The sequence below is a fragment of the Xylanibacter brevis P6B11 genome (assembly GCF_000621825.1).
Lineage (GTDB): Bacteria > Bacteroidota > Bacteroidia > Bacteroidales > Bacteroidaceae > Prevotella > Prevotella brevis.
This window is the reverse complement of record NZ_JHXG01000017.1, coordinates 14,051-29,450: the sequence shown is the minus strand read 5'-3', so window position 1 is coordinate 29,450 and position 15,400 is coordinate 14,051. Positions and strand designations below refer to the sequence as shown.

Annotated in this window: 11 protein-coding genes; 6 read left to right on the top strand and 5 right to left on the bottom strand. The window is 51.4% G+C overall.

Going from position 1 to position 15,400, the window contains the following annotated elements; translation table 11 throughout:
• Positions 1–429 precede the first annotated feature (429 nt).
• A complete protein-coding gene (locus T496_RS14985) occupies positions 430–531 on the top strand; it encodes a smalltalk protein (RefSeq protein WP_155808454.1) in 102 nt (33 codons plus the stop codon).
• A 470-nt stretch (positions 532–1,001) separates the two neighbouring features.
• Here the strand turns inward: T496_RS14985 and T496_RS0109580 are convergent, their stop codons facing one another.
• The 5 genes from T496_RS0109580 to T496_RS0109560 all read right to left on the bottom strand — a co-directional run bounded on the left by T496_RS0109580 (position 1,002) and on the right by T496_RS0109560 (position 8,155).
• Positions 1,002–2,153: a sodium ion-translocating decarboxylase subunit beta gene (locus T496_RS0109580; RefSeq protein ID WP_027450557.1), complete on the bottom strand. Its 1,152-nt coding sequence runs from the start codon at positions 2,151–2,153 to the stop codon at positions 1,002–1,004.
• Positions 2,154–2,186: 33 nt separating this feature from the next.
• Positions 2,187–2,654: an acetyl-CoA carboxylase biotin carboxyl carrier protein subunit gene (locus T496_RS0109575; RefSeq protein ID WP_027450556.1), complete on the bottom strand. Its 468-nt coding sequence runs from the start codon at positions 2,652–2,654 to the stop codon at positions 2,187–2,189.
• Between the two features lie 7 nt (positions 2,655–2,661).
• On the bottom strand, positions 2,662–3,645 hold the full coding sequence (locus T496_RS0109570) for an OadG family transporter subunit (RefSeq protein ID WP_231478036.1): 984 nt from the start codon (positions 3,643–3,645) through the stop codon (positions 2,662–2,664).
• Between the two features lie 85 nt (positions 3,646–3,730).
• Positions 3,731–5,437: a putative transporter gene (locus tag T496_RS0109565; protein ID WP_027450554.1), complete on the bottom strand. Its 1,707-nt coding sequence runs from the start codon at positions 5,435–5,437 to the stop codon at positions 3,731–3,733.
• 30 nt (positions 5,438–5,467) lie between these two features.
• Positions 5,468–8,155: a valine--tRNA ligase gene (locus tag T496_RS0109560; RefSeq protein WP_027450553.1), complete on the bottom strand. Its 2,688-nt coding sequence runs from the start codon at positions 8,153–8,155 to the stop codon at positions 5,468–5,470.
• Positions 8,156–8,300: 145 nt separating this feature from the next.
• On the opposite strand from T496_RS0109560, the gene mazG reads away from it, so the two are divergent.
• From mazG to rpsA, 5 genes are all read left to right on the top strand, one after another.
• On the top strand, positions 8,301–9,170 hold the full coding sequence (gene mazG / locus T496_RS0109555) for a nucleoside triphosphate pyrophosphohydrolase (protein ID WP_027450552.1): 870 nt from the start codon (positions 8,301–8,303) through the stop codon (positions 9,168–9,170).
• A 25-nt stretch (positions 9,171–9,195) separates the two neighbouring features.
• Entirely contained in the window at positions 9,196–9,852 is a 657-nt protein-coding gene (locus tag T496_RS14455) for a lipocalin family protein (protein ID WP_052342167.1), read from the top strand.
• Positions 9,853–9,875: 23 nt separating this feature from the next.
• Entirely contained in the window at positions 9,876–10,790 is a 915-nt protein-coding gene (locus T496_RS0109545; RefSeq protein WP_027450551.1) for a ribonuclease Z, read from the top strand.
• A gap of 68 nt (positions 10,791–10,858) precedes the next feature.
• Complete coding sequence (locus T496_RS0109540; RefSeq protein ID WP_027450550.1) at positions 10,859–13,393, top strand: ATP-dependent Clp protease ATP-binding subunit; 2,535 nt, start codon at positions 10,859–10,861, stop codon at positions 13,391–13,393.
• Between the two features lie 210 nt (positions 13,394–13,603).
• Complete coding sequence (gene rpsA, locus T496_RS0109535) at positions 13,604–15,385, top strand: 30S ribosomal protein S1 (protein ID WP_027450549.1); 1,782 nt, start codon at positions 13,604–13,606, stop codon at positions 15,383–15,385.
• Positions 15,386–15,400 lie beyond the last annotated feature (15 nt).

The window sequence follows — 15,400 nt, the reverse complement described above, 5'->3', positions numbered from 1 at the left end:
TTCCAGCCCAGTCGCATGGACTTGAACGACCTGACGTCGAAGTCGCTGAAGAAGCGTGCCTCGCTCCTTAACGTGAAGGAGTTGGCGGGAATTGAGACCGCGAGTCAGGGGGAGAATGAGGACTAACAGACCCCTCCCCGACCCTCCCACTCCCCTCCCTTCAAGGGGAGGGGCTGGGGGTGGGGTCTGTAACTCCATTGGCAGTTAGAACAACACTGACCCCACCCCGCCCCCTCCCCTACATGGGAGGGGAGGGGCTGCGCAAGGTTCAAGCTAAGGAAACAACCGCACGTAAAATCCGTATCGCTCGGCTTTGCCGCTTTTCTTGCGCTCCGTAGGTGCTCAGGCGCATAGCGGAGTCCAAAGGCGGAACACCGACTAAAAGAATCCGTAGGCCTTTAAAAACAATCAAATTAACCGAATAATACCATGAAAAACAAAATTGAAACTTGGAAATTTATTGTGCAGACCATCATCGCCGTGCTCACGGCAATCGCAACTAGCCTCGGCGTGGCTAGTTGTATGAACTAGGAACCCCTCCCCGACAGGAACCCCTCCCCATCCCTCCCAAGGGGAGGGGGGTTGGAGTCCTTGGATTTTCAACCGCATAGTACGAAAGAATCCTTTTGGGGTATGTTCTATAAATTGCATATATCATCCGCTGAACTCCCCTCCCTTCAAGGGAGTGGGGTCTGTATCTCCATTGGCAGTTAGAACAACACTGACCCCACCCCCGACCCCTCCCCTACATGGGAGGGGAGAAAAAAAGCGACCCCTCCCTGACCCTCCCAAGGGAGGTGGTTAAGTCTTCCCTCGGGGAGATTTAGAGGGGGTTGGTTTGCGCTACAGACGCACCACTTCTCACTTCTCACTTTAAACAACAAAAAACAGCGCACCTATTTTGGATGCGCTGTTTGTTGCTTAGGAGGGGGTTAGAAGTAAGAAAGTCTCCCCCTTGGGGAGATTTAGAGGGGGTTTTAGGGGGTCTTAGAGGGGGTCGTTTACCCCAAAAATCCTAGTAGGGCGCCGGCGGCTACGGCTGAGCCGATGACTCCTGCTACGTTGGGACCCATGGCGTGCATCAACAGGAAGTTGTGGCGGTCGTACTCAAGACCAAGGTTGTTTGAGATGCGCGCTGCCATCGGCACGGCACTGACACCGGCATTGCCAATCAGGGGGTTCAGCTTTTTATCTTTGGGCAGGAAGAGGTTCATCAGCTTTACAAACAGCACTCCGCTGGCGGTGGCTATGGCAAAGGCAAAGGCACCAATGGCAAAGATAAAGACGGTGTTCAGCGTGAGAAATTCGGAGGCTTGGGTAGAGCAGCCTACGGTGAGACCCAACAGCACTACGACGATGTCGTTGAGGGCGCTGCCGGCTGTCTTGGCCAGACGGGTGGTCTTGCCACTCTCCTTCAGCAGGTTGCCAAAGAACAGCATGCCGAGCAGTGGCAGGGCCGAGGGCACGATGAATGTAGTGATAAGCAGTCCGATGATGGGAAAGAGGATGCGCTCTGTCTGTGATACCTCGCGCCCGGGCTTCATCTTGATAGTGCGCTCGCTCTTGGTGGTGAGCAGACGCATCAGGGGTGGCTGAATCAGCGGAACCAGCGCCATGTATGAATAGGCACACACGGCAATGGCGCCCATCAGGTTGGGCGAAAGCTTGGACGAGAGGAAGATGGCCGTGGGGCCATCGGCACCACCGATGATGGCAATGCCTGCAGCCTGATTGGGCTCGAAACCAAAGAGCAAGGCCAGCATGTAGGCACCGAAGATGCCAAACTGGGCGGCAGCGCCGATGAGCATCAGCTTGGGATTGGCCAGCAGGGCCGAGAAGTCGGTCATGGCGCCGATGCCCAGGAAGATGAGCGGCGGATACCAACCCTGACGAACGCCCTGGTAGAAGATGTTCAGCACGGAATTGTCCTCATAGAGCCCTATCTCAAGGCCTGCATCGGCACGGAAGGGTATGTTGCCGAGGATGATGCCCAGGCCGATGGGCACCAGCAGCAGGGGCTCGAAGTCTTTCTTGATGGCAAGATAGATGAAGACGGCGCCAACGACTATCATGATCAGGTTGCCAACAGTGGCGTTGGCAAAGCCTGTATAGGTCAGGAACTCGTTGAAGTTTTCGATGATGAATTGCCACATAATGATACGATTTTTTAGTGGTTTAAGAAAGACCTACCCTATGGTGATCAGCACGGCGCCCTCCATGACGGTGTCGCCAGGCTTCACGGCTACGGCGGTGACATTGCCAGAGACCTCGGCCTCGATGTTGTTTTGCATCTTCATGGCCTCGAGGGTGAGAACGACGTCGCCCGCATTCACGTGCTGTCCCACCTGCACCTTCACATCGGTGATGGTGCCTGGCAGGGGCGACTTCACAGCCGAACCGGCGCCTTGCGCTGGTGCGGGCGCAGCAGCGGGTGTTGCAGTTGCAGTTGTTGCAGTTGTTGCGGGTGCGGGTGCCGGTTGTGGCGCAGCGACCTTGGGTGTGCTCATCTGTGGATGCTTGGCCGCATTGATAGGTTTCTGCAGCTCCACCTCGAAGGGGATGCCGTTCACATTGACCTTGGCGATGTTGCCTTCTACGTCGGCAATCTCTACTTGATAGTCAACACCTTTGACTTTATACTGATAAGTTTTCATACGCGCTTTATTTCATTTCAGGATTAGTGGGGATGGCGGGCGATTGATGCATGGAGGGCACGACGGGCTTGTGGAAGTGGGTCATCTGACTATACTCGGCGTCCCATTCGGTGTCCTTAGGTCGGATGGTGATGATGCCACTCTCCACGTCGTGTACATCATCCTCGTATTGGCGCAGGGCCATGCCGATGACGGCCATATAGACCTCCATGTCGATGCCCTTCTTGTCGAAGCCTTCCTGCAGGATGTTGCTGGTCTTATGACCAATCTCGGCAGTGATTTCCACCGTCTTGGTGATGGGCTTGATGGGCTGCTTGTAGGCCACACGCTTGGCCGTCTCGAGATGGCGCATCAGCAGGCCGAAGAGCATGAAGAAGAGCCAGAGCAGCGCCAGGCACATGAAGACGATGCCCATAGCCATGAAGGCCATGGCAAAGCCGTGGGGGTCGTGCTCTTTGAACTTGTCAATCTTGGATTTGTGGGTAGATTCGGCGACGGCACGGTTGGCTATGCCAGGCGTCACGCTGCGGGCTTCCCTCACCATCCATCGGCCAGAGAGGAAAGCGTAGGACTCATCAGCAAGAAGTGCGGGAACCGTGACAGAGTCTATCAGCTCTACCCCATTGGCATTGTAGAGGGCCACCCACTGGGGGCCTTCAGCCGACAGGGGGGATGAGAGATGGAGCGAGCCATGCGCAGGATTGGCGCCGAGATAGAGCAGCAGATGCTTGCGAGCCCCCAAGCTGGTGCGGTCGTCGCCCGAAGGGATGGCGCTCATCAGCCGGATGCGCTCGGGCGCAGAGAGCTGCTGGTTGAGCACGGCCTTATTGGTGGTGATGTACATACCCCTTACATTATAAGTGGTGTAAGAGGTGTTTTCCAGTTCTACCCACGGCAGGTTGCTGCCAAAGGCATCCTTGATTCCCGTTATGTTTTGCGTTTGAACCTCACTGATGATGATGTTCTTTGCTCCCTGAGCGAACATCATCATCGATGAGGAAAAAACGACTATGCTAAGCCAAAGTCTTGATGTGTGCATTATTCATATAAGTTGAGTTAAGCGGTATCTGTCTCCCTTAGAACTGTCCGCAGCAGAACAGCACAATGAGCTGTGCCGTGAGGATGCGCAGGAACATGGCCAGCGGATAAACCGTAGAATAGCCTACCGCAGGGGCCTCCTTAGAGCAGATACTGTTGGCATAGGCCAGTGCTGGGGGGTCGGTATAGGTACCTGCCAGCATACCGGCAATCGTGAAGTAGTTGAACTTCAGGCGTCGAGCGATGGGGCCTATAATTAATATAGGTATGATCGTGATGAGGAAGCCTGTCAGCACATAGAGCACGCCATTGCCCGTCATCACGGTGTCGAAGAAGTTGGCTCCGGCCTTGATGCCGACGGATGCCAGGAAGAGCACAAGTCCGATCTCTCGTAGCATCATGTTGGCCGACGTCGTGGTATAGGTCACCAGCTTCACCTTGTAGCCATAGCGGCCAATGAGGATGGCAATGATCAGCGGACCACCGGCAATGCCAAGCTTCATCAGAGGCATGCCAGGAACGAAGGGCAGCGAACCGAAGATGATGCCCACGATGATGCCAATGAAGATGGTGGCAATGTTGGGCGCATCAAGACGCTTGATAGAGTTGCCCATGATGTGGGCCACACGATCTACGGCATCCTGAGGACCTACCACCATGATGCGGTCGCCCACCTGCAAGGGAAGACTGGGCGAAGCAAAGATGTCCATGCCATGACGAGTGACGCGCGTCACGTTGACACCATAGACACTCGAGAAGTGCATCTGACCGAAAGACCTTCCGTTGATCTTCGGATTGGTCACCAGCACGCGCTTTGATACCAAAGGCTGGTCTTGACGATCCCAATCGACCTCAATCACAGGACCGATGAAGGCAACGATAGCCTCATAGTCGGCCTCGGCACAGACGATATACATCTGGTCGCCCAAGTGGAAGACGGTGTCACGATTGGGGATAGACACATGGCCATCGTGAAGAATGCGAGACACCACGAAGTCGCGGTTCAGGAAGTTGTGGATCTGAAGCACGGTCTTGCCCTCCAGGTACTTATTAGATACCTCCAGGTGCATGTGGTGAGGCTTCTGTGTGGCCTTTGCGCCAGCCTCTTCCTCGAGTGCCTCCTCTTCCTTCTCCAGCTTCACGCGGCACATATAGCGCACCAGGATGGTGGCACCGATGATGCCCAGCACACCGAGGGGGTAAGCACAGGCATAGGCCGAGGCAATCTGTGGAGGATTGTCGCCAAACACATCCTTGAGCGATGCCAACGCCTCGTTGGCAGCACCAAGACCAGGCGTGTTGGTCACGGCACCATACAGCGTACCCACCATCATAGGAAGATTGGTGATGTCGTGCTGGCTGTAGAAGAAAATGAAATAGCAGGCGAACATCACCACAATGTTCAGCACGATAGCCGAAGCGGCCAGCGCATTCAGCTTGATACCTGCCTTACCGAAACTCTCGAAGAAGCCAGGACCCACCTGAAGACCAATCATGAAGACAAACAGAATCAATCCGAAGTCTTGCACAAAGGTCAGCGTGTCTGTAGGAGCTGCCTCCATTCCATAGTAATGATAGATGTGGCCCAACACGATGCCTGCGAAGAGGACAAACGTGACGCCAAGCGAGATACCGAATATCTTTATCTTTCCCAGATAAACACCCAGGGCAATCACAATGGCATAGAGAATAGCTATGTGTGCCACCGATTCGGTATTTGCAAATAGATTAACAAACCATTCCATAATATAAAACTAAATTCAAACACATATTTCTTATTTCAATGCAGCTATCGACTCACGCAGGGCTGCAATCTTCTCTTCCGAGTCGGCCTGCTTCTTGCGCTCCAGGGCTACCACAGCCTCGGGGGCGTTGGCCACAAAGCGCTCGTTGCTGAGCTTCTTCTTCACACCGGCCAGGAAGCCTTCGAGGTGGGCTATCTGGGCCTCCATCTTCTTGATCTCCTCTTCCACGTCGATCATGTCGCCCACAGGCACGGCAAACTCGTCGGTGCCCACCATGAAGGCGGCAGCAGAGGCGTCCTTGCTCTCAACGACGGTGATATCCTGAAGGTTGGCCATCTTGGCGATGATGTCGTTGTAGGCCTCGAAATGATTCTGACCTACGGCCTGAAGAGAGAGCTTCTCCTTGGGGGCAATGTTCTTCTGGTTGCGCACCATGCGAACACCGCTGACTACCTGCTTCACCTGTTCTACGTCGGCCACCAGCTGATCGTCGGCAGCAGTAGGAGCCTCCAGCTTCAGGTTGTCGCGCATGATGCTTTCGCCCTCTTTGCGCTCGTAGAGAGCCTGCCAGAGTTCCTCGGTGATGAAAGGCATGTAGGGGTGCAGCATCTTCAGCAGAATCTCGAAGAAGCGAAGTGTGGCTGCATAGGTCTCCTGGTCGATGGGCTGTGCCTGACCATCGATATAGGCGGGCTTCACCATCTCCAGATACCAGCTTGAGAACTCGTCCCAGAAGAGCTTATAGACCGTCATCAAGGCGTCGCTGATGCGATACTTGGCAAAGTGGTCTTGCAGCTCGGCATTGGCCTGCTTGATGCGTGCTTCCATCCAGGCCACAGCCTGCTTGTTGCCATTGTCGGCAGCAGCATCAGATACCTGCCAGCCCTTCACCAGACGGAAGGCATTCCAAATCTTATTGTTGAAGTTACGTCCCTGTTCGCAGAGGCTCTCGTCGAAGAGAATGTCGTTGCCAGCAGGCGCAGAGAGCATCATGCCCATACGCACACCGTCGGCACCATATTTCTCAATCAGATCGATAGGATCGGGCGAGTTGCCCAGCGACTTAGACATCTTGCGACCCAGCTTGTCGCGAACGATACCCGTGAAGTAAACGTTCTTGAAGGGGAACTTGCCCAGATACTCCTCGCCGGCCATGATCATACGAGCCACCCAGAAGAAGATGATATCGGGACCAGTGACGAGGTCGCTGGTGGGATAGTAATAGTTGATCTCCTCGTTGCCGGGGTTGTTGATGCCGTCGAAAAGCGAAACGGGCCACAACCATGAAGAGAACCAGGTGTCAAGTGCATCCTCGTCTTGCTTCAGGTCGGCCATCTGCAGATTGGCGTTGCCACTCTCCTTGCGTGCCAGCTCGAGAGCCTCCTCGGCAGTTTCGGCTACCACATATTTCTCTTCAGCATAGTAATAGGCAGGAATGCGATGACCCCACCACAGCTGACGACTGATACACCAGTCCTGGATGTTCTCCAGCCAGTTCTTATAGGTGTTCACATACTTCTGAGGATAGAAGTGCATCTCGCCATTCAGCACGGGAGGCAGCGCAATGTCGGCAAAGTGCTGCATCTTGAGGAACCACTGCAGAGAGAGGCGTGGCTCGATAGCCGTGTCAGGATTGCGCTCAGAATAGCCCACCTTATTAGTATAGTCTTCAACCTTCTCCATCAGACCGGCTGCCTCGAGGTCTTTCACAATCTGCTTGCGGCACTCGAAGCGATCCATACCTACGTACATCGTGCTCTCGTTGCTGATGGTACCGTCGGCATTGAAGATATCGATGGTTTCCAGGTTGTGCACCTTACCCAGCATGTTGTCGTTCTTATCGTGAGCAGGGGTAACCTTCAAACAGCCCGTACCAAACTCAATCTCTACATAGCGGTCTTCGATGACGGGGATTTCGCGATTCACCAGAGGCACAATCACCTTGCGACCCTTCAACCACTGGTTCTTGGGGTCCTTGGGGTTGATACACATGGCGGTGTCGCCCATGATGGTCTCAGGACGCGTGGTGGCAACTACGGCATAGTAGCCCTTCTCGTCCTTATGAATCACGTTGCCTTCTGTCTCCTCCACAGCGCAATCGCCTGCCACATAATACTTCAGATAGTACAGATGGCTCTGCTCCTCGCGATAAACCACCTCCTCGTCTGAAAGGGCTGTCAGCGCCTTTGGATCCCAGTTGACCATGCGAAGACCACGATAGATGTAGCCCTTGCGATAGAGGTCGACAAACACTTTGATGACGCTCTCAGAGCGCTTCTCGTCCATCGTAAAGGCCGTGCGATCCCAGTCGCAAGAGGCACCCAGGCGGCGCAACTGCTTCAGGATGATGCCTCCGTGCTCGTCGGTCCACTCCCAGGCGTGCTTCAAGAATTGCTCACGCGTGAGGTCGTGCTTCTTGATGCCATCGGCTGCCAACTTCTTCACTACCTTTGCCTCGGTAGCAATAGAAGCGTGGTCGGTGCCGGGCACCCAGCAGGCGTTCTTGCCTTCCATGCGTGCACGACGAACAAGGATGTCTTGAATCGTGTTGTTCAGCATGTGACCCATGTGAAGCACACCAGTCACATTGGGTGGTGGAATCACGATTGTGTAGGGTTCACGACCATCGGGTTTTGAGCTGAACAGCTTGTTATCCAGCCAATACTGATACCATTTACCTTCGACCTCTTTTGGGTCGTATTTACTTGCTATTTCCATACCTTATTATAAAGCTTTCTCTTTATTGGGTGCAAAGTTACAAAAAAAAATTAAAATGCAACAAATCCTTTACTCTATTTTCTAACATTGTATAAAATTTGGCTGTTACGAAAATAATGCTTACCTTTGCCAGAAAAATAGACGTATGCATACACGAGAAGAACAAATGAAAGCCTTCGGCCGACTGCTTGACGTGCTCGACCAGTTGCGCGAGAAGTGTCCTTGGGACAAGAAGCAAACCAACGAGAGCCTGCGCCCCAACACGATAGAAGAGACCTTTGAACTTTGCGACGCCATCATGAAAGACGACACAAAGGAGATCAAGAAGGAACTGGGCGATGTGCTGATGCACACCTGTTTCTATGCGATGATAGCGCGCGAAAAGGAGCAGTTTGACATTGCCGATGTGCTGAATGCCGAGACAGACAAGCTGATCTTCCGCCATCCCCACGTCTATCACCCCAGTCAGGTGGGTGCCGAGGAGCCAAAGCCCCTACCCTTTGTGCCTGAAAATGCTGCTGACAACGATGAGTTCTCGAAGGCTGACACCAGCGACCAGGTGCTGAAAAACTGGGAGCAAATCAAACTGAAAGAGAAAGATGGCAACAAGACGGTGCTCAGCGGTGTGCCTTCATCCTTACCTTCACTCATCAAGGCCTATCGCATTCAGGATAAGGCTCGTAACGTGGGGTTTGATTGGCAAAAGAAAGAGGATGTTTGGGAGAAAGTTCACGAGGAACTGAAGGAGCTGGAAGACGAGTTGGTACGCGAGGATAAGGAAGCTTCGACCAACGAGCTGGGTGACTTCTTGTTCTCTGTGATCAACGCTGCCCGCCTCTATCACCTGAACCCCGATAATGCGCTGGAACGAACAAATGCTAAGTTTATTCGTCGTTTCAACTATATCGAACAGCATTCCATCCGTGCCGGGCGTCCGCTGACAGAGATGACGCTCGAGGAGATGGATAAACTCTGGAACGAAGCTAAACAGAATGAAAGATTAAACATAGACTAAACACATTGAAAATACTATTCAGACAATGAAAAAGACAGTGATTTTTGTGATGGCGGCTATACTCGCCATAGGATGTGGAGGTAGCAAGAAGGCTAACTTCTCTGAAGACCTCGAGGCAGAAGAGGAACTGGATGCCTATCGCGACTCCACGATCTACGGCTTTTGCACTGACAAGTCAACCGGCGACATCTTGCAAATCATTACGGATGCTGGCGATACGCTCAACATTAACGTGGCGAATGCTCGTGAGAATGGCGATATTAAGGGTGGATACAACAAGGGTGACGAAATGGCAGTTGTAGCCAACGGCGATAGCACTATAGCTCTGCTGGTTATCAACAAGACGGCACTCCTGGGCAACTGGGTGATGCCCAACCCCATTGATGGCAGTTCGGAGACGGGCATCAGCATTCGTCGAAGCGGATCGGTAGAGGGTATTGACCAAAACGCTATCATCTACAAATCGTGGCGTATCTACAACGGAAAACTGCAAATCACGTCCACTCGCGAAGATGGCGTAGATGTCGATGAAACCTTTATTTATTCGATTAAACGCATCACACCAGACTCGCTGGTGATCCAGGATGCTGAAGAAACTTTCGAATACAGTCGTCAGAAAGAAGTAGTCGAAGAGGAACTGGGCATTGAGCTGGACAACGGCGATGATGACTTTATGATGTAAACTTTATAATTTCAGGAACTATAGTGGAACCATTTCGTGTACATATTTTAGGTTGTGGTAGTGCTTTACCGACCATGAAGCATCTTCCTACATCACAGGTAGTTGAATGCAGGGGAAAGCTGTTTATGGTGGATTGTGGCGAAGGCACTCAGCTACAGATGCGCAAGTCGTCGCTTTCGTTTACAAAACTGGGGCATGTGTTTATCTCGCATTTTCACGGTGATCATTGCTTCGGACTCATTGGTATGATATCCACCTTTGGGCTGCTGGGGCGCACTGCCACCTTAAATATTTACGCGCCTGAGGCTCTCAACGACATACTCGAGAAGCAGATAGCCTTCTTTTGTCGCGACTTGGGCTACGAGGTGAAATTTCATGCCGTAGATACGAAGTGCCACCAGGTGATCTATGAAGACCGTTCGCTGACGGTAGAGACGGTGCCACTCCAGCACCGCCCCTCTTGTTGTGGCTATATCTTCCGCGAAAAGCCGACCCTGCCCCACATCAAACGGGATATGATAGATTTTTATCAGATACCTATCTCGCAAATCAATAATATCAAAAACGGGCAGGATTATACCTTGCCTGATGGTACTATTGTACCCAACGAACGACTGGTCGAGCCGGCAGACGCTCCGAGGGCTTATGCGTATTGCTCGGATACTAAGTATATGCCAGAACTCCACAAATTGTTGGATGGCGTCACTACGCTTTATCACGAGAGCACTTATGCAACTGACAATCTGGCAATGGCAGAGAAATATAATCATTCCACAGCTCAACAAGCCGCTTCGGTGGCTCGCGATGCAAAGGTGAAGCAGTTGCTGTTGGGGCACTACAGCTCGCGGTATCCAGACGAAAGAGTTCTTCTTAATGAAGCTAAGCAGATATTTAATAATGTGCGACTAACAAACGAGATGGATATCATCGATGTTTGAGCGCTATAAGAGTTTGGCACACCATTTGCACTAGTGCATTCAGCAGAAAATATTTTTAAATTGAATTTATGACAAGCCGATTTTCACCAAAAGTATCTGAGATACTTGCATTTTCAAAAGAGGAAGCAGAACGTCTGTCTTCTTCCGCCGTAAGACCTGAGCACTTGCTGCTGGGGATGCTGCGCATAGACAATGGGCCTGTTTCAAATGTATTCTCTCGACTGAATGTAGATATTCATGAAGTAAAGAAAGATTTGGAGTTAAGAGCACATCAAGATGATGCTGATGTGTTTGAACAATACAACCAACACGAACTTGTACTCAACGAGAGTGCCTCAAACATTCTGAAGCTGGCTGTGCTGGAAGCACGCATCCAACATACACAAAATGTAGATGAAGAGCATCTGCTGCTGGCCATACTGCACGACAGGGCAAACAATGGTGCTAAACAAATTCTGGAGAATCACAACATGAATTATGATGATATTTTAAGTCTCTTGCGCGCTAAGGAGCCAAGTAATGGCATCGGACTTCCCGATGAAGAGGAAGAGGAGTTCGAGGGAGGCAGTGCGCACGAAAGTGCCAACGCCTCGGCTGGCAGCACAACGACCAAGACAAAGACAACGTCAAAAACGCCTGTACTCGATAATTTCTCTACCGACCTGACTCTGGCTGCCTTAAATGGAAAGCTTGACCCCGTCGTAGGTCGCGACAACGAGATTCAACGCGTCATTGAAATACTGGGACGACGCAAGAAGAATAATCCTATATTGATAGGTGAACCTGGTGTTGGTAAAAGTGCTATTGTAGAGGGATTGGCACAACTGATAGCGCAACGACGGACCTCGCCGATGTTCTTCAACAAGCGTATCGTGAGCCTGGATATGACCAGTGTCGTGGCTGGTACGAAATATCGTGGTCAGTTTGAGGAGCGTATCAAGGCGCTAATCAAGGAACTTGAGCAGAATCCAGACATTATTATATTTATAGACGAGATTCATACGATGATTGGTGCTGGTTCGGCTCCTGGTTCAATGGACGCTGCCAACATCATGAAGCCGGCTTTGGCTCGAGGCACCATACAATGCATTGGTGCTACTACTCTTGACGAATACCGCAATAGTATTGAGAAAGACGGTGCCCTGGAACGTCGTTTCCAGAAGGTGCTGGTAGAACCTACCAACGAGGAAGAAACGCTCCAGATACTGCGCAACATTAAAGACCGATACGAACATCATCATCACGTAGAATATACTGATGAAGCGCTTCGTGCTTGTGTCAAACTGACAGGACGATATATCTCCGACAGAGCCTTCCCCGACAAGGCCATTGACGCGATGGACGAGACGGGATCTCGTGTGCATCTGCGCAATGCTCATATACCAGATGATATCGTTGAGAAAGAGAAGGAACTGGCTCACGTCAAGGAACGAAAGCAATCGGCCGTCAGCAATCAGAACTTTGAACTGGCTGCCAGCTATCGCGACAAACAGACGCAGTTGGAAGGTGAGTTGGCTGCAATGGAAGCCAACTGGCAATCGGGCAACAGCGATGATCGTCAGATCGTCAACGAGGAGGATATTGCCAGCGTTGTATCGATGATGACTGGCGTTCCTGTGCAACGAATGGCACAGAGCGAAGGCATCCGACTGAAAGGTATGGCGCAGGAGCTGAAAGATTGTGTGATAGCTCAGGATGCTGCCATTGATAAAATGGTTAAGGCCATCCAGCGCAATCGTGTGGGACTGAAGGAACCTAATCATCCCATTGGTGTTTTCATGTTCCTCGGACCTACGGGTGTGGGTAAGACATATCTGGCTAAGAAATTAGCTGAGTTTATGTTTGGTTCTGCCGATGCGTTGATTCGCATTGACATGAGTGAATATACGGAGGCCTTCAACGTCTCAAGACTGATTGGCGCACCTCCAGGATATGTGGGCTACGAAGAGGGTGGACAACTGACAGAACGTGTTCGTCGTAAACCCTACTCTATCGTTTTGCTCGATGAAATAGAAAAGGCTCATGGCAACGTATATAATCTGCTTCTGCAGGTGCTGGACGAGGGACGACTGACCGATGGAAACGGGCGTTTCGTGGATTTCCGCAATACGGTGATTATCATGACCTCGAATGCCGGTACGCGACAACTGAAGGATTTCGGGCGTGGTGTTGGTTTCACCGCTGGCAACCTGGGACTCAATATGAACGAAAAGGATCGCGAGCACGCGAGAAGTATCGTGCAGAAGGCGCTCTCGAAGCAGTTCTCACCTGAGTTCCTGAACCGCATGGACGAAATCATTACGTTCGATCAGTTGGATTTGGAAGCTATCAAGCGTATCATCAATGTGGAACTAAAACCACTCGCCAAGCGTATCGAAGAGATGGGCTATAAGATGGAACTTACGGATGAAGCTAAAGACTTCGTTGCCAGCAAAGGATATGATGTGCAGTTTGGTGCTCGCCCACTGAAACGAGCCATACAGACATACATCGAGGATGGTATATGCGAAATCATTCTAAATGAGAATATTAAGGAAGGTGATACCATCCATATAAGCAAAGCAAACGACAAAGAAGAGCTTCTGTTTGAGTATCAATCTTAAAAAAACTTAAATAAAAACATATAATCAGGGTGCAAAGTGCTCATTTTCAATAAATTTGAGTAATTTTGCACCCGCTTTTTATCCTCATACGAGGAAATAGACGTTTGAACAGACGCAAGCGCCTATGAATATTAACCAATTAAAGATGGTCTGAGAAACGTCTGTTCAGGCCTTGTCCCTTTCGACAGAAGGGACGCAAAATTAAATTTTATGTCAGAATTAACAAAGAACGTTCAGCCGTTGCAGGACTTTAACTGGGACGAGTTTGAGAATGGTACCGTAGCCAACGTCAGCAAAGAAGAGCTTGATAAGGCTTACGACGAGACCCTCAACAAGGTAGCCGACCATCAGGTTGTTGAAGGTAAGGTTATCTCAGTGGACAAGAAAGAGGTTGTCGTAAACATCGGTTACAAGAGCGATGGTATCATCCCCGCTAGCGAGTTCCGTTACAATCCCGACCTGAAGGTTGGTGACACCGTTGAAGTTTACGTAGAGAGCGCTGAAGACAAGAAGGGTCAGCTTCTTCTTTCTCACAAGAAGGCTCGTCTGTCTCAGGCTTGGGATCGCGTAAATGCAGCTCTCGAGGAGCAGCAGATCATCCAGGGCTTCATCAAGTGCCGCACAAAGGGTGGTATGATCGTAGACGTATTTGGTATCGAGGCTTTCTTGCCCGGTTCTCAGATCGACGTTCATCCTATCCGCGACTACGACCAGTTCGTAGGCAAGACGATGGAGTTCAAGGTTGTAAAGATCAACCAGGAGTTCCGCAACGTTGTCGTTTCTCATAAGGCTCTTATCGAGGCAGAGCTCGAGGCTCAGAAGCAGGAGATTATCTCTAAGCTTGAGAAGGGTCAGATTCTTGAGGGTACCGTTAAGAACATTACCAGCTACGGCGTATTCGTTGACCTGGGTGGTGTTGACGGACTCATCCACATCACAGACCTCTCTTGGGGCCGCGTAGATGATCCTAAGAAGATCGTTGAGCTCGACCAGAAGATCAATGTTGTTATCCTTGACTTCGACGAAGAGAAGAAGCGCATTGCTCTCGGCCTGAAGCAGCTCACTCCTCATCCTTGGGATGCTCTGGATCCTGACCTCAAGGTTGGTGACCACATCAAGGGTAAGGTAGTCGTTCTGGCTGACTACGGTGCATTCGTAGAGGTACAGCCCGGCGTTGAGGGTCTGATCCACGTTTCTGAGATGTCTTGGAGCCAGCACCTGCGTTCAGCTCAGGAGTTCCTGAAGGTTGGCGAAGAGGTTGAGGCAGTTATCCTGACTCTCGATCGCGACGAGCGCAAGATGTCTCTCGGCATCAAGCAGCTGAAGGAAGATCCATGGGAGGCTATCGAGGTTAAGTACCCCGTTGGTTCTAAGCACAACGCAAAGGTTCGCAACTTCACCAACTTCGGCGTATTCGTAGAGCTCGAGGAAGGTGTTGACGGTCTGATCCACATCAGCGACCTCAGCTGGACTAAGAAGGTTAAGCACCCCAGCGAGTTCACTCAGGTAGGTGCTCCTATCGACGTTGTCGTTCTCGACATCGACAAGGAGAACCGTCGTCTGTCTCTCGGTCACAAGCAGCTCGAGGAGAATCCTTGGGATGTATTCGAGGATCAGTACGCTGTAGGTTCAGTTCACACTGGTAAGATCACAGAGGTTCTGGAGAAGGGCGCCGTTGTTTCTCTCGCTGAGAACGTTGAGGGCTTCGCTACTCCTAAGCACCTCGTGAAGGAAGATGGCTCACAGGCTCAGCTTGGTGAGGAACTGCCCTTCAAGGTTATCGAGTTCAACAAGGACAGCAAGCGCATCATTCTCTCTCACAGCCGCACCTTCGAGGATGCTCAGCGTGAGGAGAAGCGTGCAACTCGCAAGGCTGCTCCCCGTCAGAAGAAGGATGACACTCCAAAGATTGAGAATGTTGCAGCAAGCACCACTCTCGGTGACATCGACGTTCTGGCTCAGTTGAAGGCTCAGATGGAGAAGGGTGAGTAATATCTCCCCAACTCT

Coding starts and splice junctions, on each gene's coding strand:
- T496_RS14455 (WP_052342167.1), top strand. CDS start 9,196: ATGAAAAAGACAGTGATTTTTGTGATGGCGGCTATACTCGCCATAGGA.
- T496_RS0109575 (WP_027450556.1), bottom strand. CDS start 2,654: ATGAAAACTTATCAGTATAAAGTCAAAGGTGTTGACTATCAAGTAGAG.
- T496_RS0109570 (WP_231478036.1), bottom strand. CDS start 3,645: ATGATGATGTTCGCTCAGGGAGCAAAGAACATCATCATCAGTGAGGTT.
- T496_RS0109560 (WP_027450553.1), bottom strand. CDS start 8,155: ATGGAAATAGCAAGTAAATACGACCCAAAAGAGGTCGAAGGTAAATGG.
- mazG (WP_027450552.1), top strand. CDS start 8,301: ATGCATACACGAGAAGAACAAATGAAAGCCTTCGGCCGACTGCTTGAC.
- T496_RS0109565 (WP_027450554.1), bottom strand. CDS start 5,437: ATGGAATGGTTTGTTAATCTATTTGCAAATACCGAATCGGTGGCACAC.
- rpsA (WP_027450549.1), top strand. CDS start 13,604: ATGTCAGAATTAACAAAGAACGTTCAGCCGTTGCAGGACTTTAACTGG.
- T496_RS14985 (WP_155808454.1), top strand. CDS start 430: ATGAAAAACAAAATTGAAACTTGGAAATTTATTGTGCAGACCATCATC.
- T496_RS0109540 (WP_027450550.1), top strand. CDS start 10,859: ATGACAAGCCGATTTTCACCAAAAGTATCTGAGATACTTGCATTTTCA.
- T496_RS0109580 (WP_027450557.1), bottom strand. CDS start 2,153: ATGTGGCAATTCATCATCGAAAACTTCAACGAGTTCCTGACCTATACA.